Source organism: Moorena producens PAL-8-15-08-1 (genome assembly GCF_001767235.1).
Taxonomy (GTDB): domain Bacteria; phylum Cyanobacteriota; class Cyanobacteriia; order Cyanobacteriales; family Coleofasciculaceae; genus Moorena; species Moorena producens_A.
Window position 1 is genome coordinate 1,738,942 of sequence record NZ_CP017599.1, and the last position, 19,906, is coordinate 1,758,847.

General features: G+C 42.5%; 18 protein-coding genes and 2 pseudogenes. 12 read left to right on the forward strand and 8 right to left on the reverse strand.

The features are described 5' to 3' along the window. Positions 1 to 594: 594 nt before the first annotated feature. A complete protein-coding gene (locus tag BJP34_RS06635; RefSeq protein WP_070391661.1) occupies positions 595 to 1,686 on the reverse strand; it encodes a hypothetical protein in 1,092 nt (363 codons plus the stop codon). A gap of 651 nt (positions 1,687 to 2,337) precedes the next feature. On the opposite strand from BJP34_RS06635, the gene BJP34_RS47110 reads away from it, so the two are divergent. Further along, a complete protein-coding gene (locus BJP34_RS47110) occupies positions 2,338 to 2,424 on the forward strand; it encodes a hypothetical protein (protein WP_229424439.1) in 87 nt (28 codons plus the stop codon). 40 nt (positions 2,425 to 2,464) lie between these two features. On the opposite strand, the gene BJP34_RS06640 is transcribed toward BJP34_RS47110, so the two are convergent. The 3 genes from BJP34_RS06640 to BJP34_RS38925 all read right to left on the reverse strand — a co-directional run bounded on the left by BJP34_RS06640 (position 2,465) and on the right by BJP34_RS38925 (position 4,679). After that, positions 2,465 to 3,250, reverse strand: coding sequence for an HAD-IIB family hydrolase (locus tag BJP34_RS06640; protein ID WP_070391662.1), 786 nt, complete (start codon positions 3,248 to 3,250; stop codon positions 2,465 to 2,467). 262 nt (positions 3,251 to 3,512) lie between these two features. After that, on the reverse strand, positions 3,513 to 4,352 hold the full coding sequence (locus tag BJP34_RS06645; RefSeq protein WP_070391663.1) for a pentapeptide repeat-containing protein: 840 nt from the start codon (positions 4,350 to 4,352) through the stop codon (positions 3,513 to 3,515). Between the two features lie 90 nt (positions 4,353 to 4,442). Continuing rightward, a complete protein-coding gene (locus tag BJP34_RS38925; RefSeq protein WP_149030839.1) occupies positions 4,443 to 4,679 on the reverse strand; it encodes a hypothetical protein in 237 nt (78 codons plus the stop codon). Between the two features lie 48 nt (positions 4,680 to 4,727). Here BJP34_RS38925 and ilvD point away from each other — a divergent pair, with 48 nt between their 5' ends. Beyond that, a complete protein-coding gene (ilvD, locus tag BJP34_RS06650; RefSeq protein ID WP_070391664.1) occupies positions 4,728 to 6,413 on the forward strand; it encodes a dihydroxy-acid dehydratase in 1,686 nt (561 codons plus the stop codon). 299 nt (positions 6,414 to 6,712) lie between these two features. On the opposite strand, the gene BJP34_RS06655 is transcribed toward ilvD, so the two are convergent. Beyond that, a complete protein-coding gene (locus tag BJP34_RS06655; protein WP_229424271.1) occupies positions 6,713 to 6,841 on the reverse strand; it encodes a ribbon-helix-helix protein, CopG family in 129 nt (42 codons plus the stop codon). Positions 6,842 to 6,923: 82 nt separating this feature from the next. Here BJP34_RS06655 and BJP34_RS06660 point away from each other — a divergent pair. The 5 genes and pseudogenes from BJP34_RS06660 to BJP34_RS49955 form a co-directional block, all read left to right on the forward strand. Beyond that, positions 6,924 to 7,550: pseudogene (locus BJP34_RS06660) on the forward strand (RNA-guided endonuclease InsQ/TnpB family protein); the annotation flags it as partial. Between the two features lie 858 nt (positions 7,551 to 8,408). Beyond that, entirely contained in the window at positions 8,409 to 9,959 is a 1,551-nt protein-coding gene (gene ltrA, locus BJP34_RS06665; protein ID WP_418904110.1) for a group II intron reverse transcriptase/maturase, read from the forward strand. A gap of 106 nt (positions 9,960 to 10,065) precedes the next feature. Then, positions 10,066 to 10,692 (forward strand): annotated as a pseudogene (locus BJP34_RS36205) (RNA-guided endonuclease InsQ/TnpB family protein); the annotation flags it as partial. Positions 10,693 to 11,280: 588 nt separating this feature from the next. Then, positions 11,281 to 12,084, forward strand: coding sequence for a reverse transcriptase N-terminal domain-containing protein (locus BJP34_RS49950; RefSeq protein ID WP_070391666.1), 804 nt, complete (start codon positions 11,281 to 11,283; stop codon positions 12,082 to 12,084). After that, a complete protein-coding gene (locus BJP34_RS49955; RefSeq protein ID WP_070391667.1) occupies positions 12,026 to 12,967 on the forward strand; it encodes a group II intron reverse transcriptase in 942 nt (313 codons plus the stop codon). The genes BJP34_RS49950 and BJP34_RS49955 overlap by 59 nt, the downstream gene beginning before the upstream one ends. 371 nt (positions 12,968 to 13,338) lie before the next feature. Here BJP34_RS49955 and BJP34_RS06680 read toward each other — a convergent pair whose 3' ends face one another. Then, complete coding sequence (locus BJP34_RS06680; RefSeq protein ID WP_070391668.1) at positions 13,339 to 13,551, reverse strand: helix-turn-helix domain-containing protein; 213 nt, start codon at positions 13,549 to 13,551, stop codon at positions 13,339 to 13,341. Positions 13,552 to 14,118: 567 nt separating this feature from the next. On the opposite strand from BJP34_RS06680, the gene BJP34_RS06685 reads away from it, so the two are divergent. The 3 genes from BJP34_RS06685 (at position 14,119) to BJP34_RS38935 (ending at position 15,938) form a co-directional block, all read left to right on the forward strand. Then, positions 14,119 to 15,384: a DUF262 domain-containing protein gene (locus BJP34_RS06685; RefSeq protein ID WP_070391669.1), complete on the forward strand. Its 1,266-nt coding sequence runs from the start codon at positions 14,119 to 14,121 to the stop codon at positions 15,382 to 15,384. Between the two features lie 8 nt (positions 15,385 to 15,392). After that, positions 15,393 to 15,665 carry an HNH endonuclease gene (locus BJP34_RS36220; protein WP_083305035.1) on the forward strand — a complete coding sequence of 91 codons (273 nt, stop codon included), beginning with the start codon at positions 15,393 to 15,395 and terminating at the stop codon, positions 15,663 to 15,665. Positions 15,666 to 15,746: 81 nt separating this feature from the next. Beyond that, positions 15,747 to 15,938 carry a hypothetical protein gene (locus BJP34_RS38935; RefSeq protein ID WP_149030840.1) on the forward strand — a complete coding sequence of 64 codons (192 nt, stop codon included), beginning with the start codon at positions 15,747 to 15,749 and terminating at the stop codon, positions 15,936 to 15,938. A 113-nt stretch (positions 15,939 to 16,051) separates the two neighbouring features. On the opposite strand, the gene BJP34_RS06690 is transcribed toward BJP34_RS38935, so the two are convergent. Then, positions 16,052 to 17,266, reverse strand: coding sequence for a DUF790 family protein (locus BJP34_RS06690; RefSeq protein WP_070391670.1), 1,215 nt, complete (start codon positions 17,264 to 17,266; stop codon positions 16,052 to 16,054). A gap of 241 nt (positions 17,267 to 17,507) precedes the next feature. On the opposite strand from BJP34_RS06690, the gene BJP34_RS06695 reads away from it, so the two are divergent. Both BJP34_RS06695 and galE read left to right on the forward strand, forming a co-directional pair. Further along, the gene (locus tag BJP34_RS06695; RefSeq protein ID WP_070391671.1) at positions 17,508 to 17,789 is read left to right on the forward strand and encodes a hypothetical protein; all 282 of its coding nucleotides are present in this window, start codon (positions 17,508 to 17,510) and stop codon (positions 17,787 to 17,789) included. Positions 17,790 to 18,238: 449 nt separating this feature from the next. After that, positions 18,239 to 19,270: a UDP-glucose 4-epimerase GalE gene (gene galE, locus BJP34_RS06700; RefSeq protein WP_070391672.1), complete on the forward strand. Its 1,032-nt coding sequence runs from the start codon at positions 18,239 to 18,241 to the stop codon at positions 19,268 to 19,270. A 366-nt stretch (positions 19,271 to 19,636) separates the two neighbouring features. Here the strand turns inward: galE and BJP34_RS06705 are convergent, their stop codons facing one another. Further along, positions 19,637 to 19,840 carry a hypothetical protein gene (locus tag BJP34_RS06705; protein WP_070391673.1) on the reverse strand — a complete coding sequence of 68 codons (204 nt, stop codon included), beginning with the start codon at positions 19,838 to 19,840 and terminating at the stop codon, positions 19,637 to 19,639. Positions 19,841 to 19,906: the final 66 nt, after the last annotated feature.

A 19,906-nucleotide genomic window follows, 5' to 3' on the forward strand; every position in this document is an offset into this window, starting at 1 on the left:
AAAGCCGACGCTGCTTGAGGTGCGAACGCTCCAATTCAAAATTCAAAATTATTAATTCAAAATGACAATCAGTGGGGGCTTTTACCCGCCACTGATTGAAGACCACAACTCGCTTCGCTCCAATTCAAAGTTCAAAATTATTAATTCAAAATGATTCGGACAATTTTATATTTTGAATTTTGAATTTTGAATTTTGAATTTTGAATTACCCAAAGGTTTTAGCATCTACGGAAGAAGTATGGTTTTGATTTGTTTTAGCAAAATCGACGATTGTTCTATATCTTAAGTATCCCCGAATTGTTGTTGCTAAAATTATGATAAATAATACGATCAATTCAGGAATGAATTCTTCCTCGATCGCTGCAAAAATTATTGATTTATTATAGTTAATAAACTATACTATTCATAGTTAAAATTATTTGATACAACTCGACGTTCTCTATGATTCTATATCGAGGCGATCGCCATCGGTTTAAGTAGATATACCCGACTATGGAACAGCCCTGCCCTACTCCCTACTCCCTACTTCCTACTCCCTAGTCCCATTAACCCAAGAGGAAATTCCCTCAACCAATTGAGAAGTTCTACATGATATCATAACGCCTTCTGCTCCAGGTCAGAGAATAACTCCAGCAGTCTTTGAGTATAAGGAAGCAACAGGGAAAGCTGATCTGACTCTACACGAGCGTTTAGTTCATCCACCAGTAACTGCAACATTTTTTCCGCCAGTTTCCAACTTACGTCTACACTAGGAAATACCAGTAAACACAACGGCAACAGTTCCTGTTCTATTGATGTCATATTCCCTTCCAAAGCACATAGCCATAGGTAACCCTGGAACATTTCTAAATCTCTGATAGTCGAAGCCTTAATTCCTGGATCGTCCAGCCCTCCCCGACGGCTAAAATGATCAGAGTGCAATTGCTCTGTGCGTTGGTAGACAGTCTGAGCAATATCCTGACTAGCAGGTAAGACTTGCTCGACTAAGGCTAAGGTAGGTGAGTTAAAATCATGCAAAGCCGCTGCATTACAGATTCGTTGCCAGGGGATAGAAACTTGCTCCTCCACAAACTTAAAGTAGGGACTGAGCAAAATTTGTTCTGGCAAAGTCAGCCGATTGAGTACTAATTTAGTGCTGAAGTGAAACTGTGTGGTAACAAAACCAATGGCTCTACGGTCTTTTGCTGATATATGTTGCTCCCGCATTTGCCGCAATACAGGTTCGAGAGAGGTGGCTAGCTTTTCTATGGCTGGCAATTCTAGCGCTACCATTGTCCACGGGCTAGATAAATCTGTGAAGAAATTAATTGTCTCTCCTAGTCGTATTGCTGCCATTAAACTAGGATTCGGCGATTGCTCCTGGTAAATTTCCAGTACCTTTTGGTACACGGAGCCAACAAATTCAGCAATTCGCTTAGCTTCAGTCAAATTAACCACATTAGGAATATAGGAAAACATAGCATCTGTTTTAATTCCTGCACACTCACAATTAATTTGGATTAAACGCTGTAACTTGGTAACTGTTTGAGTGCGCCCCTTTCTAGAAGCAACGTCTAGCAAATCAGAAATCTTTAAAAAATCATTCTTTTTAGCGATAATTGATAAATCGGGTACATAGCGATTTGCCCAAAAATTGACTAAGCGCTCAACCGATGTTTTGTTGAATCTTGGAGTGTTGATCAGCAAAGCTTGTTCCTCAGATGTCTAAAAAATGATTTCTATAATCCCTTTAAGTAAATTTTTACTTGTGGCGTTAAATCCAACAATTAATTGTGAAAGCTTTAAAAAAGCTGTAGAGCACTCCATGACAACTAATAGCCAATACCAATTATTCGGTAGATTTACAACAAATAACTATCATTAATAATAGGTAATGGGTAACTGATAATTAGTAATTATTACTTTTTAATGGGTAATGGGTCATTGGAGTAGGTGCATCCCATTGTTAGAGACATAAAATCGTAAGCACTCAGCCGTTGGCCTTAGACCACGCTACTTGAGGTGCTGTCAGCTATCATGCTTAACATAAACCTCGTTCGCCTAGCGTGCGCCGATACGCAAACAGGAGAATTTAATATAGCGTTTCTCATAGCTATGAGAAACGCTATATACACATGATAAACGTGATTCATTTTAATTATGTAAAGATTTATTTAAGTTTAGTTAAAAAAAAAACAATACAATGATAATTCAAATATAGCGTTTCTAAATGAGTCGTGAACACAAAACTAGCTGAAAGTCTTAGTTAAAGACAGTGCTTGTTTCACAGATCAAATGGAAACGCTATAGCAAAATTAATAACTGATATCATGTCTGGTTACCAATTACCAATTACCAATTACTGGTTACCAATTACCAGTTACCGATTACCAATTACCAATTACCGGTTACCGATTACCAATTACCAATTACCAATTACCCTAAATCATTCCATTAATCAGCCAAGCCGTGCAGCCCAAACCACTTATCCAGTAAAGGTTTTCAGTAGTAACAATTGTGCTAACTCGCAAAAGCCTTCAGATTCTTTAGCAGAAGTCACATAAGCTGGCTTATGAGTCAAATAACTAGTGTAGTCTAAGACATTAGCCACCCCTACTGATAAAGGAAACTTGCTGGTATCAAACATAGACTCATCATTAGGACTGTCGCCAACGGTCATAATCTCCTCTGGTTTGAGTTGGGGAAAGTGTCTGGTTAACACTTGCAGCAAGCCTGTTCCTTTATCTTGCTCGATTGGCTTAATATGGCACTGAACTGTACTGTAAGTGAAGCCCCAACCCTGTTGTTGACAGAGTTCTGCCAGGGTTTGTAATTGGACAAAGGCTAGTCCTTTAACATCAAAAGTCCAATCCGTCAACCGAAAGCGGTTATCCACAGATTCTTGTAGCTGGGGAAATTGAGCTTTGAGGAGTTGGAAGGTGTGATTGAGACTCTGGCGATGCTGGATTAAATCTTCAATAGGGGTTAAGGTTTCTGGGATTTCACTATCTTTGGGGAAATATATACCGCCATTTTCTGCGATCGCTCCCATGACCGGCAGATAAGTTTTCAGACCATTGACCCAGCCAGCGGAACGACCTGTAATCAGCAAGACTTGGATTCCTGTCTTGGTCAATTCTTCTATGGCATGGAATAAGGAGGAAGTAAATTTGCCACTCAGGGTTAGGGTGCCATCAATATCGGTAGCAATTAAACTAATACTTTCAAAGCGATTATTCTCAAAAGCCTCAGACAGAGGTGCAAGGGACATAAAATTATAGGAACTTCCAGCTAATCATTCACCGAATGTCATACTAAACCCTGGGATGACAGTTTGACTGAGGAAAAGTTGATTAAGTTTTAGGAAATTTTAGGCGAATCTCAGATTATTATCCAGTGCGATTGGCCAAAGGCCTCAGCTTCCGCGCTTATGCGAACGCCATCAGATCCGCTGAGTAGAATTGCTCAAGTTCCTAATAGACAAGGGAAACGGTCGTGATTGGGCTGATCAAAATCTGGCTTGAACTGTTCAACTATTGATGCTGACTGCCACTTGGCATGATCGCTTTGGTAAGTTTAGCTTCACGCAGGTTAGCCTGGTTGAGATTAGCATCAATTAAAACAGCTTCAATCAATATTGCCTCGGTAAGATTCGACCAACACAGGTTAGCTCGGTATAAATTAGCCTTAGTGAGATTAGCACCATGGAGAATTGTCCAACTCATCCTTGCTCCTCTGAGATTCGCATCCGTTAGGATAGTGTTTCTCATGGTGCAGCCACTTGCTATGGCACCACTCAAGTCTGCTTGATTGAGATTGGCCTTAGTCAAGTTGGCTCCACTGAGCAGGGTATGGGACAAATTTGCCCCAATCAGATTCGCTTCGATCAGAATAGAGTTGTTGAGGGATGCTCCCTCTAAAATCGCTCCGTCCAAAAGGGCTTGGGAAAGCTTGGCTCGATTCAAGGATGTGCTAATTAGTTTTGCCTGACTCAAGTTAGCATTCTGGAGAATTGCCTCACTCAGAATTGCTTCACTCAGATTAGCTTTACTAAGATTGACTCCAATTAGGCGGGAACTGCGTAGATTGGCATTACTCAAGTTAGCCTTGGCTAGATTGGCTTGACTGAGGTTACTAACAATGAGGTTGGCTTCACACAGGTAACTTCCCTGTAGATTTGCACCAGATAAATTCGCTTCTCGCAGATTGACACCTTTAAGGATAGCGCCCTTGAGACAACTCTGACTGAGATTAGCACGTCGTAGGTTAGCTTGGCTCAGGTTTACTCCGGCCATTGATACTCCCTCTAGATTAGCTTCTGGAAAGTCCCGTTCTCCAGCAGCATATCGCTTCAGTAATTCTGCCCCATCCATGATGATTCCTTTAATCTTGACAACTAATCAGCTACGTGGTTCTGCTATATGGCATCTAATATGAATTATTATTGCTAGACTATGCTACGTTTATTTGCCAAAGTGCCAGCAAAAAGCGCAATGATAGTGTAATTGTTTATTACTCAGACAATTATGAAATATTAGGGAGTGGGGAGTAGGCAAGAGGCAAGAGGCAAGAGGCAATAGGCAAGAGGCAAGAGGCAATAGGCAACAGGCAACAGGCAAGAGGCAATAGGCAATAGGCAATAGGCAACAGGCAACAGGCAATAGGCAATAGGGATTGATGATGGCTAATTTTGATAGCAAAATCTAAAATCTCTGATAGAGACTCTAACCTTTGAGGGGAACATATCCATGCCGGAGAATTTGAGAAGCCAAGTGGTTACCCAAGGTGTTCAGCGAGCGCCTAACCGAGCCATGCTGAGGGCTGTTGGTTTCACTGATGACGATTTTACTAAGCCCATTGTTGGTCTTGCTAATGGCTACAGCACTATTACTCCGTGCAATGTGGGGTTAAATGATTTGGCCAAACGAGCAGAGGCGGGATTGATAACTGCTGGTGCTATGGCTCAAATGTTCGGTACCATTACCATTAGTGACGGGATCTCCATGGGAACGGAAGGGATGAAATATTCCCTGGTATCCCGGGAAGTAATTGCTGATTCCATTGAGACCGCTTGTAATGGCCAAAGTATGGATGGGGTTTTGGCAATTGGCGGCTGCGATAAGAATATGCCAGGAGCGATGATTGCTATTGCCAGGATGAACATCCCAGCAATTTTCGTTTATGGTGGCACGATTAAACCAGGACATCTCGATGGTGAAGATTTAACGGTAGTTAGTGCCTTTGAAGCGGTTGGGAAACACAGTGCTGGCAAGATTGATGATGCTAAACTCAAGGCGGTGGAACTCAACGCTTGCCCTGGTGCTGGTTCCTGTGGCGGTATGTTTACCGCTAATACTATGTCCTCTGCTTTTGAGGCAATGGGGATGAGTTTGCCCTATTCTTCTACCATGGCGGCGGAAGATGCTGAAAAAGCTGATAGTGCTGAAAAATCTGCGTTGGTGTTGGTCGAAGCAATTCGCCAGCAAATACTACCAAGGGATATTCTAACACGTAAGGCTTTTGAGAATGCGATCGCAGTAATTATGGCAGTAGGTGGTTCCACCAACTCCGTCTTGCATCTGTTAGGGATCGCCCATGCTGCTGGAGTAGAGTTATCTATTGATGACTTTGAAACCATGCGGGCTAAAGTACCAGTGCTGTGTGACCTCAAACCCAGTGGTCGTTATGTCACTGTGAATTTGCACCGCGCCGGAGGGATTCCCCAAGTCATGAAAATGCTGTTAGTCCATGATTTGCTCCATGGGGATGCCTTGACCATTTCCGGCCAAACGATAGCGGAAGTGTTAGCAGATGTACCTGATCAACCCCCTGCTGACCAAGATGTAATTCGTCCTTGGGATAATCCTGTGTATGCTCAAGGACACTTAGCGATTCTGAAAGGTAATCTAGCCACAGAAGGGTCAGTCGCAAAGATTACTGGAGTAAAAAATCCTCAAATCACTGGTCCAGCGCGAGTATTTGAATCCGAAGAAGCCTGCTTAGATGCGATTCTGGCCGGTAAGATCAAGTCTGGTGATGTGATTGTGGTGCGCTATGAAGGACCAAAGGGTGGTCCAGGTATGCGGGAAATGCTGGCTCCCACCTCAGCCATTATTGGTGCTGGGTTAGGTGATTCCGTCGGATTAATTACCGATGGACGATTTTCTGGAGGTACTTATGGCATGGTAGTCGGTCATGTCGCACCAGAAGCAGCAGTTGGAGGTGCGATCGCATTAGTCCAAGAAGGGGATATGATTACCATTGATGCCCATCAGCGTACCTTACAACTAAATCTGTCCGATCAAGAATTAGAACAACGGCGCGCTAATTGGCAACCACCCAAGCCCCGTTATACCACAGGGGTATTGGCCAAGTATGCCGCCTTAGTCTCTTCCAGTAGTGTTGGAGCAGTAACGGATTTAGCTGTCCAGTAAAAGAAGCCCCACATCTCAATCCGTAAGGATGAGTGTTTAAAGTTACCGTAAGGATAGTGGAGCCTTTATGGTTGGTCGGTTATGCATAAAAGAGGTGCGACCCGTGGCGAATTAAATTCGCCTACGGAAAGCGCACCTTTGGTTAAAAATTTTTGATTAGCGTGATTTGCGCGGTCTTGGGGAGGCAGTGCGGTCTTGGGGGTTTCCCCCATGAGCAACTGCCGTGGTTTCCCCCACTCGCGCTTTGCATGGCTGACAAGGCTCCACTAACAATCAGGTTTCGTCTCGAGGGATGAATTTTACACAGAGTCTTTGGGATCGGGGAAACGAGCTATCAAACTTCTAAGTACCTCTGACTGGTTCATCCCTCTTTTCTCTGCTTCTTGTTCTAACTTCCTCTTCTCGTATTCGGTTAATCGTATCGTCATTTTTATAGTTTTCATTTTGACTTGCCATTTGACTAGCTGTATGCTACTCTAATAATAGGTCGAAAAGTAGAGGACAGCAACAATGATATCAGCGTGTCAATACCGATTAAGGTTGACCAAGTCGCAAGAGGTAGAGATAGAAAAATGGCTGGATATGCTCCGTCATCAATATAATTACTTACTTGCAGACAGATTTGACTGGTATGAACAAAATCGCTGTTCCATCAACTCCTGTCCTCTTGTCTGCCATTTACCGAATTTACGGAATAATCCTGATTATTTTTCCCAGAAGAAGACTCTTCCTCAACTAAAGAAAGATAGACCCTGGTATGGGGCTGTTCAATCCCAAGTTTTGCAAGACTGCGTAAAGAGAGTTGACCTTGCTTTTAAACGGTTTATAAAAGGTGACAGTAATGGAAAGAAAAGCGGGAGACCTCGATTTAAAGGAAAAAACAGATATAGGTCATTCACTTTTCCCTCTCTGTCTAAGAACCCAATAAATGGAAACATCTTAACTCTCCCAAAATTTGGAAAGGTTAAGATGATCTATCATCGGCCAATCCCAGAAGGGTTCAAGATAAAGACTGCTACTATAACCCGAAAGGCTGATGGCTATTACGTCACATTGTCAATCCAAGATGATACTGTACCGGAGATTATCCCAGTAGATAGTGCGACCAACCCCATCGGGATAGACATGGGTGTGCGATTCGTTGGCTATAAACCTTATATAAAGGGAGGATTGGCCGCTAGTTAAAACACTAGACAACTTAATATCCATGATGGTGAAAGACCATCCCGGAGACAAAACCTTAGAATAGTGCAGCCTTAGTACAAAACCTTACTCCTATGATGCCTAACCTGCTGACCATAAAGGCTGCACTATTCTTTCGGTAATTTCTGACCCTCGTGAAATCCGAGTGACAGCCTTACCCTGATTTAATGAGATTAACAAATCATTGAATTAATGCAAGGGTCGAACAGCGAAGCATCCTAAACCTGACAAGATGTTAGTAGCAGGCAAAGAACTCATGGGTACGCAAGGAAGGTACGCCTGAATCATCGTCACTATCACGTAGCGAAAGAAGGTTGACACGCTACAGACAAAAGGTCACGAAGTTAAAAGGTATATAAGGTTTCTCATCCTTATACAGATTTCCCTAAAAGCTTCCGGTGAAGAGTACCACCCTAAAAGTTCAAAGAATGGATATTAGGAACGAAGTAACTTCCAAAGGTTCTCTTAAGAAAGGTCGATTTCTTAAGTAGGTAGTTAGCCGCAAGTCCTTTGGAGGCAAGATTGAATCAGAAGCAAAAGCCCAGAGTAATATCTAGGATATGCAGACGGATTCACGTTACTGTGAAAAGATCTGGTCGTCAGTAGTAATGAAAAAGTCTAAAACTCAGGATTATTTCCAGAAGTCGGAATGGAATACAGTAAATTGGCGCCAGCTAGAAATAACTGTATTTAAGTTACAAAAGCGATGCAGCGCGGTCTTGGGGGTTTCCCCCATGAGCGACTGCATCAAGACAACGAATATATCAAGCCTCCAAACGTGGTGATGTTCCCGTGGTCAGAAAGCTTCAAAAAACCTTGATGAAATCCTGGTCGGCAAAAATGCTAGCGGTAAGAAAGGTAACCCAAGAAAATAAAGGTAAAAGAACTGCCGGAATAGATGGACGCAAAGCCCTAACAGGGAAACAGCGACTAATCTTAGTAGATTCTCTTAAAATTCACAGGAAGCCAAAACCTACCAGAAGAGTCTGGATAGACAAACCCGGTCGTAATGAGAAACGTCCTCTAGGTATACCAACTATCTATGACAGGGCACTACAGGCTCTTACCAAACAGGCTATAGAACCTGAATGGGAAGCAAAATTTGAACCAAACTCATACGGATTCCGACCAGGACGGTCATGCCATGATGCCATAGAAGCGATATACTCAAGCATTAATAAAAAACCCAAGTGGGTATTAGATGCTGATATATCCAAATGCTTCGACAAAATAAGTCACGAAGCATTACTGAAAAAACTGAATACCTATCCTACACTAAGAAAACTAATAAGAGCCTGGCTAAAAGCTGGGGTGATGGATAGGGGAACATTCTCCGCTACGGATGAAGGCACCCCACAAGGAGGAATAATATCCCCCTTACTGGCGAACATAGCCCTCCACGGAATGGAAAAGTGCATCGAAGAATACGCAAATAATATGAAAGGTTCAAAGGAAAAAAACCGGAAAGCCTTAACATTCGTAAGATATGCGGACGATTTCGTAATAATGCACAAAAACAAAGAAGTGGTAGCAGAATGTCAAGAAAAAATCGGCAAATGGCTGAAAGGAATAGGATTAGAATTAAAGCCGAGCAAAACAAAAATAGTCCATACTTACAGTGGATTTGACTTCCTAGGATTTCATATCAAACAACACAAAGTAGGAAAAAACCACTCAAAGCCAGGCTTTAAAACCATCATAGAACCATCAAAAAAGAAAGTTACAGAGCATTATAAAAAACTGGAAAAAGTCATTGAAAGTAATAAATCAGCATCCCAAGCGAATCTAATCTACGGATTAAAACCGCAAATAATAGGATGGTGCAATTATTACAGGTCAGTGTGCAGTAAAGAAACATTCAGTGACTTAGACAGAAAGCTATGGAACAAACTTAGAAGATGGGGAAAAAGGAGACATCCTCAAAAAGCGGCCACATGGGTTATGAACAAATATTGGGGTACAACCGGAGAGGATAATTGGGTATTCAAAGACAAAGAGGTAAGCCTACCCAAACATGCCAAAACACCCATAATAAGGCATGTTAAAGTCAAAGATACCCGAAGTATATACGAAGGAGACCTCATATATTGGGGAAACAGAATGGGTAAACATCCTATGACATCACAAGTAAAAGGAAAATTATTTTCCAGACAAAAAGGAATTTGCCCAGAATGTAAACTCAAATTCCAACCTGGTGACCTAATTGAAGTACATCATAAAATTCCACGCACACTAGGAGGAAATAATGAGTTGAAGAACTTAGAATTACTCCACTTACATTGCCACGATAAGAAGCACGGGAAGAAAATCAAACCGATAGAGTTAGATTCCAACCCGTTCTAAAGGTACCAATGAAAATGGTTCACATAACGAGGAGCCGTATGAGGCGAAAGTATCACGTACGGTTTTGAAGACGAGTCAGTGGGGTGACTCACTGGCTTAGTTTAATCTTAAATCGTTCTTAGTAAAGTCGGATGGTTTAGAGATACCCATCCCTCAACACTATAGAAAGGCTCAAAAGCGATTAAAGAAAATCCAAAAAGCTGTCAGTAGGGCAAAAAAGGGTAGCAGTAATAGAAAAAAGGCTGTCAGCAAACTAGGGAAAGCTCATAAAAAGGTAGCAGATACCAGAAAAGACTTTCACTTTAAAACAGCGAAAGGATTACTAGACGACCACGATCTAGTTGCTCATGAGAAATTAAATATTAAAGGACTGGCTAGAACTAAACTAGCTAAGTCCATATTAGATGCTGGTTGGGGACAATTCCTGTCTATATTGTCAGTCAAAGCCAAAAATGCTGGACTAATAACGAAAGCAGTAAACCCCCGAAACACTAGTCAAAATTGCTCCAACTGTGGGAAAAAAGTACCTAAAAAACTAAAAGACCGCATTCATTCCTGTCCCAACTGTGGTTATGTAGCTGACAGAGATGTGAATGCGGCAATTAACATATTGAAATTGGCGGTGGGGCATCCCGTCAGCAGTAAAGCTGACCGTTCGCGTAGCGTGGCCTACGGCCTTGCAACCGTTCGCGCAGCGGAGGCGAAAGCCGATACCGTTGGGTGGTGTTGGTAAGTGCGATTCGTTGGTTATAAACCTTATCCTATAAGGATTTGGGGGATTAGCCGCTTGGGTCTGGAAACAGAACCATGACAACTTGATAACCATGATGGTGAGAATCCATCCCTCGCGGAATCCGAGTGAAAGCCCTACCCTGGTTCATGGACTTAACAAACCCATGGATTGATGCAAGGGTCGAACGGTGAAGCACCCTTAACCTGACCGGTGTTAGTAACAGGCAAAGAACTCATGGGTACGAGAGAAAGGTACATCTGAATCATCGTCAACCACATGTAGCGAAATAAGGTTTGATACGCTACAGACAAACAGTCAAAGGAGCCATAGTTTATAAGGTTTTGCCACCCTATAAAGATTCCAATAAAAAGAGCGCTCCCGGTGAACAGTACCACCCTAAAAGTTCACAGAATGGTTATCAGGAACGAATTAACCCCCACATGGACTCTCAATAAGGTCGATTATTGAGTAGGTAGTTAGCCGCAAGTCATGTGAGGGCGAGATTGAGTCAGAAGCCAACGCCTGGGGTAATGCCCAGGATACGCTGACAGACTCACGTTACAGGAAGAGAAATAGTTGTAAGTAACAATGAATAAGTCTAAAACGCTGGAAAACCAGACGGTGGAATGGAATAAAGTCAACTGGCGAAAGCTAGAAAAGACTTTGTTTAAGTTGCAAAAACGAATATTTCGAGCCTCTGTTCGTGGTGATGTCCGCGCGGTTAGAAAGCTGCAAAAGACTCTGATGAAATCCTGGACAGCCAAAATGATTGCGGTCAGAAGGGTTACCCAAGAAAATAAAGGTAAAAAGACTGCCGGAATAGATGGGGTTAAAGCTTTAACCAATAAGCAACGCCTCACCTTAGTAGCCAACCTGAAAACCCCCAAAAAAAGGGCAAAGCCAACCAGAAGGGTCTGGATTCCCAAACCCGGAAGAAAGGAAAAACGCCCACTAGGTATCCCAACTATTTACGACCGTGTTCTACAAGCACTTGCCAAACAGGCCATAGAACCTGAATGGGAAGCACGATTTGAATCCAACTCATATGGGTTCAGACCAGGACGCTCATGTCATGATGCCATCCAAGCAATATTTAGTGGAATCAACAAAATGCCTAAATGGGTATTAGACGCTGATATCTCTAAATGCTTCGATAAAATCAATCACGATGCCCTTCTTTTAAAATTAAATACTTATCCTTCCATGAGACGTTTAATTAAGTCCTGGCTTCAAGCCGGTGTGATGGATAATAATACATTCTTGCCTACAGACAAAGGCACTCCACAGGGTGGAATTATTTCTCCACAAAAGCGCGAACATAGCCCTTCACGGAATGGAAAATCGAATCAAAAAATACGCAGAATCTATGAATGGAAGGAAAGCCACAAATAGAAAGGCATTAAACTTGATTCGTTACGCAGATGACTTTGTCATCATGCATAAAGACCAGAAAGTGGTAGAAGAATGTCAGAGAATCATCAATGAATGGCTAAATGACATGGGATTGGAATTAAAACCCAGCAAGACCAAAATTACCCACACATTTGATGGATTTGATTTCTTAGGATTCAATATCCGTCAATACAAAGTAGGTAAAAATCACTCAAAGCAAGGTTTTAAAACCATCATCAAACCATCTAAGGAAAAAGTACTAGAGCATTATAAGCAGCTCTCAAAGGTCATCGAACGACATAAAGCTGCTCCACAAGAGGCTTTAATTAGCCGGTTGAAACCTATCATACGCGGATGGAGTAATTACTACAGAGGAGTCTGTAGTAAAGAAACTTTCAAAACGGTTGGAAACCTGCTCTGGAACAAACTTCAAAGATGGGGTTACAGGAGACATCCCAACAAATCAAAATCCTGGGTAATCAATAAGTATTGGGGAACCATAGAAAGAGACAACTGGATGTTCATGACCGAGGACGGTAACTACCTCCCTAGACATGCCAAAACAGAAATTGTCAGACACATTAAGGTTCAAGACACCAGGAGTCCATACGATGGAGACCTAATCTATTGGAATACCAGAATGAGAAAACATCCCGAGATGACCACTCAAAAGGGAAGGCTTTTAGAACGGCAAGAAGGGAAATGCACTCATTGCGGTCTCACTTTCAGAGACGGAGATTTATTGGAAAAGCACCACATAACACCGCGCGCACTGGGTGGAAACAATTCAGATAAAAATCTGGAATTACTACACCTACATTGTCACGATGCCAAACACGGAAGGAAACTTAGTTCTAACGAATTAGATGAAAACCCGTTCTAGAGGAGCCACTGTCAAGGATTGTACTGTAATGAGGAGCCGTATGATACGAAAGTGTCACGTACGGTTTTGAAGACGAGTCAGTGGGGTGACTCACTGGCTTAGTTTAATGAAGCCCACACTGAACCTGTAAGGTCAGTGTGGGAGTATGTCACACTTGGGTTAACAGCAACTTACTAGTTTGTAATTTTCCCATTTAATCTCTCCGGGCGGGTTGAGTGTTTTAGTCATCTCAGACATCAACCCGCCCCTGGTCAATCTTTGTAGAGCATTTCGTTCTTACTCCCCATCACCCCATCACCCCATCACCCCATCACCCCATCACCCCATCACCCCATCTCCCCATCTCCCCATCTCCCCATCTCCCCATCTCCCTACTCCTCTATAACCTCTACCAAATCTTCAACCATAACATCAAAAGCGCGAGCTAGCTTCAGAATTGCTGTAAAGTCCGTCATGCTCATGGCGTCACGTCGGGCATAACTAGCCACAGTGCTATAGGTTACTCCGGAACGGTCGGAAAGTTCTTTCAAGGTCCAACCCTTCTCTGCCGCTAATTCTCGAACTCGCAACCTAATTAATCCCATTTTGGACTTGACAAACTACGCAACTACATATTTAATAGTAAATAGAATATTCGGCGATCACCCAAGAGGCCGCAAAACTACTGGGTGATCGCCTTTCTTAAAACAACCCATAGAAATGGGGTATTTCACTATATGATATCAACTCGACAAACTTACCGAGACCGATTGAAACCGTGGTGTGTAATTCGGCACCTACCTAAGATGCAACGGCTGACTGTAGCGCGATTCAATCGGCGCAGTGATGCGGAACGTATCAGCAAGCTCTCAAGCGCTTGCTGCCCAATTTCAACCATGTGGTGATATTTGAGACACCCTTGAAGGAATAATCTAGTCCGTAGGGTGCGTAATAAGACGGGCTCACGCTGATTTTCCGCCTGTTCTCCCCTGGCACAGCCCGTCCCGTAACGCACCACCCTTGGGCTTGCCCTAATTTTCCGCTGGGCATGGGGATGATTTTGGGTTGCTACATCTAATCCTGTTAATTCGGAATTTTAAGAGGGAACTATATAGCTATAACCAAGGAGAGTATGCCTCCAGTAGTGATTAAAAGGATCAGAATTAACTTGTATGTTTGAACCTTTAGTACAAGACACCACAAAAGCTCAAAGCGAAAGCATAGACACAATCTTAGGAAGGTTAAAAAAAAGGCGTGTCTATATTCCTGATTACCAGAGAGATGCTAATCAATGGAACCTTAGGAAACAATCACTTTTTATTGAGTCTATTCTTAACAACCTTACTATTCCAGGTTTCTTCTTTTGTGAAGATGATACCCGAAAATACGAAGTAGTTGATGGGCAACAACGACTCAACACTCTCAGAAGTTTTGCTAATGATGAGTTTTCGATTAGTGATGATAAAACTATTGACTATATTCTACCAGACGCTCATCTATATATCGGCAAAAAATACAGCGAATTGGAGGATGATCTTAAAGATATATTTAATGATTATCCGCTGACTATAATTTATCTTCCTAAAAGTATAGAGTTACAAACTAAGCTAGAAATATTTAGACGAATCAACGAAGGAGGAACTCCTCTTTCTGGTCAAGATATTCGTTTAGCTTATTACAGTCAGTCTAGAAGTGTAACGTTTATTCGTTTAGTTGGAATTCATGATAATCCTACTGACACTAATGAAGAGGTGAGTGAAGATGATGAACCCAACTCTACTACAAAGCCTTTTCAACGAATGATTGAGTTAGCGCAAAGACAAGGACTTTCTAATCCTTGGGATAAATTTGATGAAGCTAGAGAGCCTTGGTACCAATGGTGGCATGGTAAAGAAAAAGCAAAAGGTCAAACACCATCATTGATGTTCTTGTGGTACTTAATCTGTCTTGAACGTCAAAAACTTGATGATTTATTGAAAAGGCCGAATCATCTCAAAATGTCTTTTAACGGCTCAACGGAGAACGCCTTAGATATTTACTGTAGTCAACTTCAGTATCAAGAAGATTCAAAAGAAGAAAGAAGCCCACAAATACTTTCAAACTTTCAAGTGATTTCGGAAGAGTATTTTCCCCTATTTGTTAATTGGATGAAATTCATTTTATCACGAGGCTTGAACGGAATTAGTGTCGATAAGTACAAGCAGCTTGCTCTCTTTATAGCCGGAGCTGCTGAGCTAAAAATATCTCCCCAAGAATTATCAGATACACAATGGAATCATGCGGGTGAATTCATTCGTACCCCTCGAAATAAAGCCAGAGAGATACTTAATGAAAAAAATGGATACCCAGAACCAAAAGGTCAATGGACTGGAGAAAAAGGACAGAAGCAACAGTGTGATAAAGTTGTTGAAATTGTTAGATTAATTTTGAATAAATAGACATCAAAATGGTTGATTTACCAGAAGGACTATCTCCCTGTAATCCTAGCCTAAGAACTTTTCCTTTAACTTGGAAAGAAGCTTACTTTAGGCAGAATTTTAATAGCGAGTTAAATGGGTATGTCTGTCCTCTGTGTCACAGGTTATTTCGAGGACCCAAAGGATTTCGAGAGCTTAAAGCTGATCATATTCATCCTTTTAGCAAAGGTGGTTTAACTACCTGGGATAATCTTCAACTTCTTTGCCTTCGATGTAACGCACAAAAAAGCGATCGCATTTAGAGTGTTTGTCCCGCCACACCCCTAAACATGTAATTATAGCGTTTTTAATCCTAATCAGGTAAATCCAATTTTATTACCTTGATGCAGCGCGAGACCGCGCTGCATTGCTGTTTCCTGGGGTGCATCTCCTCATTTTTGCTGTTTGACCCGGTGGGTAGAATGGGCATCTTGGTGGAATGTGCATCTTGGTGGAATGGGCATCTTGGTGGAACAGGCATCTTGCCTGTTTCAATTTTTGGGCGGGCTGTCTCAACCAGGGGCGAAGAGGTTTAAAATCAGGGCTCGGCCTTGGGTGGTGCGTTACGGGGCGGGCTGTCTCAACCAGGCGCAAACATGTTGAACATGAGGGCAAGCCCGCCCCTAACGCACCCTACGCACTGTCCAAACTATTCCAAAAGCTCTAACACAGCTTTCGGTGAAAGTTTATCTTTAAACCAAACAACTTGAGCTGGTAAATTCTTCACCGTAACCCCAGCTTTATCCAAATTTAACCGTTCCGAAATCGCCAGAATCAAATTGTCACATTCGGCCTTGCGCACCTGAGCGAATTTCTTCCTTAAATACTCTGGACGCCAGTAACCAATAATTTCTAATAGGAAATTTCGCCCATCAGGATGAACAAGCCGAAAATCCGGCACCATCACACTACCAGGAATAGGAATTAAATCCACTTCTCGCTCTAACACCCACTGAGTTTTCTGAGATTCCCAACGCTTCGCAAAGGAAGCCTCTAACATACTGTCGTAGGGTTTACCAGGGGGATAGTGAGTCACCAAGCCACAGCGGTCATTAAGGCTAAAATGCCCCGTCTTGATCGTACCGCTGTAAGAGTCACGGCTTTGTAAGGTAGCCTTGAGACTCCATTTAGTAACGTGTAGTAAGGCTGGAATCAGTTTTGCGATCGCTAAACCATAGCGAGTACTCGGCTTAAATAAACTAGTCGGTCCATCAATAGTAATCGTGAAGCCATGATCCGCATCCCCTTCAATGTAAGTCATCAGCTGAAACAACTTCAAATAGCGGATTAATAGCTTATACTCCCCTGGAACATTGCGGTGAGCATTCAGAGTCATCTCAGATGCCCGATAAAAAATACCCTGGACTTGAGATAAATTATAGCGATGCAGTAATGCCTCTGGTGCTGGGTGATCGAACTGAGTCAGAATACGATTTTCGTGTAAATCCGCATAAAGTCCTTTAGAAATTTGCTCAGGCAACACTTCCTGGTTTAATTCCTCAGATAAAGCAGTGCTCACGCTTTCTAGAGTGGTCTGAGTTGCCTGGCGACTAGGGACAGATTGAGCCGCCAGAGCAAAGACTCGTTGGCGGAGTTCCTTAGGGTCTATGGGGCTAACAACTTCAAAGGTACTGAAGCTCGTTTTAAGAATATGGGCTAAACCTCGTTTAACCCGGTAGTCAGGGCTATCTCCTTCCCAATCGGACAACTTACGGTCTAGGTCCCCTTGGGTACTACCAGTAGCCTCAATAAAGCAGTCGATTAACTCAGCTGCCATAGCACAGGTCTGATTGTTAATCAGCAACCGTTTGGGAATGATTTCTTCGCCATTTTGTCTACTAATTAGCAAATCAGTCGGTAGCATTAATAATTAAGTCGTTTTTTTCTTTCTTTGCTGTGATATCTTGCTTTTATTGGCGGTGTCATGATAAAAGTAAACGGGTAAAGACATTGCCAGGTTGCCTGGTAAAGAGAATAAATGGTCAAGGAGGTTTTCAGCCAACTGTCTTTTCTACCATCAAAATTTATTCTTTACTCGCAATACTTCCTTTGACCCTAACCATTAAGGTTGGCTCGATTGAATTATACAGAGGTGCTAAATAACCATGAAAACCGCTCTATCCCCAGAATCCGCATTTTTCAGTTCCCATCGACCAAACCATAAATCTGTAGCGTCTACATCCGAACGCCAATCCAAGCTGGACATAGAGACAATGGTAAACCAGATGATTACCAGAGGTCAATTGAGCCGTCAAGAGTATTTACAGCTGACGAGTGCCTTCCTCTGCGATTACAATATAAACGACGCAGAACGCCACCAGATTAACCGGATATTTGATAATGTTCAGACTGGTCGTGTGAAATTAGTTGATTATCAAGTTAGTTAATTAGAGACCCACAGTGACAACGACCCACACTTTACCATCTTGAAAGTGTGGGATGACAACCAAGCCTTTGTTATTAGCCGCAGGGTTCCGTAAAGCCATCCATCTTGGTTGTGATTATGTCAGAAACACTACCTTACCCCAGACTTATAGACGCAATCCGCCCTGAGCATCCTTATGGATGGAGTATTGTTTTAATTATTGTCAAAGCGCGTCTGACAGCCATTGAATCCTACAACCCCCTTACCGCTAGGAGGTGGGACTTGAAGCCAAAATAATTAACCGGAATAATGAATCAGCTTGACTATTGCGTCACAATTAGGTTTAAGCATCACCAACTCAACTCTGGCATCTACTAATGGGATTACAATTGTACCGAAGTTTGCGGAATTATAAGTCATCCCAGGGAATAATTTGGTAAAAGCAAAAATCTAGACTAGCGAGGTATTCAAGTGTCGCAATCCAAAGCAACTGTGCTAGTTACGGGGGGAGCCGGATATATTGGCTCCCATGCTGTATTAGCCCTCTTGGGAGCTGGCTACGAAGTGGTGGTTCTAGACAATTTAGTCTATGGTCATCGAGACATAGTCGAAGATGTTCTCAAGGTGAAGTTAGTTGTCGGTGATACCAATGACCGGGTATTACTCGACAATCTTTTTAGTGACTATGATATCAGTGCAGTCATGCACTTTGCTGCCTATGCCTACGTAGGAGAGTCGGTCACTGACCCTGCTAAATATTACCGCAATAATGTTACCGGGACACTAACACTCCTGGAAGCTATGGTAGCAGCATCTATTAATAAATTAGTCTTTTCTTCTACCTGTGCTACCTACGGGGTACCAAAAACTGTACCGATTCCAGAAGATCATCCCCAAAACCCAATTAATCCCTATGGGGCGAGTAAATTAATGGTAGAGCGGATTTTATCCGATTTCTATACCGCCTATGATTTAAAATCCGTAACCTTCCGCTATTTTAATGCCGCTGGTGCTGACCCAGAGGGTAGGCTAGGGGAAGACCACACTCCCGAAACCCACCTTATCCCCTTAGTGCTGCTCACTGCTTTAGGTAAACGGGAGTCCATCTCCATTTTTGGTACCGATTATCCCACAGCTGACGGAACTTGTATTCGGGACTATATTCACGTCCAGGATTTAGCCTCTGCTCATGTTTTGGGGTTGGACTATTTGTTAAAGGGTGGGGATAGTGAAATCTTTAACTTAGGTAATGGCAACGGCTTCTCAGTCAAAGAAGTCATTGAGGCAGCCAGACTTGTCACAAAACAAGAGATCAAAGCTATAGAATGCGATCGCCGTCCTGGTGATCCGCCCGCTTTGGTCGGTAGTAGTGACAAAGCCAGAAAACTTCTGGGTTGGTATCCCCAATATTGCGATATAAATACCATCTTATCCCACGCCTGGCAATGGCATCAGAAGCGCCATGGGGTCACCGATGCTGGCCTTAGGGTTCCCGCAGCATAAAGGATTAAGGATTAATGATTAATGATGTTAGGCTTAGGGGTTCTATGTAAGGTATATTGAAGTATTAACTATAATTGCCTAATCCAACGATGGAGTAGGAACATAGGGAAAGGGTTGGCGATTGGCCGGATGTACCGGTGCGCTTACAGTCGTCGAATTAAATTTGCCACGGGTCGCACCGCAATGATAAACCTTTACTTCCCTGTGTTCTCTCTGTTTCCTTTATTTCCCTTCTTACCTAGTATTCTAAATTTCTATCTACCACACCCCTGAAACGTTCAACGCTTTAGGGGTTAGTGTCGTTCGTCAATTTTTTGTTTGATTAGATTAGGGTGTGGAAAGGGTGATAGTTGATCACACCTGAGATTATAGCACTTGAAACGGGAATACTGATTCTATGCGCCATTTTCCATTTCCCTGATTAAAGTGTTTATCTAGCAAAGTGTCAATCACCCTACCTAAATCGAAAGGTAATGGTTGGTCTTCCTGAGATTTGAACCTTAGCACTAAGGGTTTAGCTGGTAAGCACTTCCGAATAGCTCCCGAGTTGAGATTATCGGACAATTCCATAATTATGAGGTAAATTCAATTTTGTTACCCCGACTCCCGACTCCCAACTTCCTCTTTAGTGACCAT

What these genes read in the sequence shown, in the direction of transcription:
- BJP34_RS06695 (WP_070391671.1), top strand. Translation starts at nt 17,508, where the DNA reads ATGAAAACCGCTCTATCCCCAGAATCCGCATTTTTCAGTTCCCATCGA.
- ilvD (WP_070391664.1), top strand. Translation starts at nt 4,728, where the DNA reads ATGCCGGAGAATTTGAGAAGCCAAGTGGTTACCCAAGGTGTTCAGCGA.
- BJP34_RS06655 (WP_229424271.1), bottom strand. Translation starts at nt 6,841, where the DNA reads ATGACGATACGATTAACCGAATACGAGAAGAGGAAGTTAGAACAAGAA.
- BJP34_RS36220 (WP_083305035.1), top strand. Translation starts at nt 15,393, where the DNA reads ATGGTTGATTTACCAGAAGGACTATCTCCCTGTAATCCTAGCCTAAGA.
- BJP34_RS38935 (WP_149030840.1), top strand. Translation starts at nt 15,747, where the DNA reads ATGCAGCGCGAGACCGCGCTGCATTGCTGTTTCCTGGGGTGCATCTCC.
- BJP34_RS06680 (WP_070391668.1), bottom strand. Translation starts at nt 13,551, where the DNA reads ATGGGATTAATTAGGTTGCGAGTTCGAGAATTAGCGGCAGAGAAGGGT.
- BJP34_RS06685 (WP_070391669.1), top strand. Translation starts at nt 14,119, where the DNA reads ATGTTTGAACCTTTAGTACAAGACACCACAAAAGCTCAAAGCGAAAGC.
- BJP34_RS49955 (WP_070391667.1), top strand. Translation starts at nt 12,026, where the DNA reads ATGGAAAATCGAATCAAAAAATACGCAGAATCTATGAATGGAAGGAAA.
- BJP34_RS06645 (WP_070391663.1), bottom strand. Translation starts at nt 4,352, where the DNA reads ATGGATGGGGCAGAATTACTGAAGCGATATGCTGCTGGAGAACGGGAC.
- BJP34_RS06690 (WP_070391670.1), bottom strand. Translation starts at nt 17,266, where the DNA reads ATGCTACCGACTGATTTGCTAATTAGTAGACAAAATGGCGAAGAAATC.
- BJP34_RS06640 (WP_070391662.1), bottom strand. Translation starts at nt 3,250, where the DNA reads ATGTCCCTTGCACCTCTGTCTGAGGCTTTTGAGAATAATCGCTTTGAA.
- BJP34_RS06705 (WP_070391673.1), bottom strand. Translation starts at nt 19,840, where the DNA reads ATGGAATTGTCCGATAATCTCAACTCGGGAGCTATTCGGAAGTGCTTA.
- BJP34_RS49950 (WP_070391666.1), top strand. Translation starts at nt 11,281, where the DNA reads ATGAATAAGTCTAAAACGCTGGAAAACCAGACGGTGGAATGGAATAAA.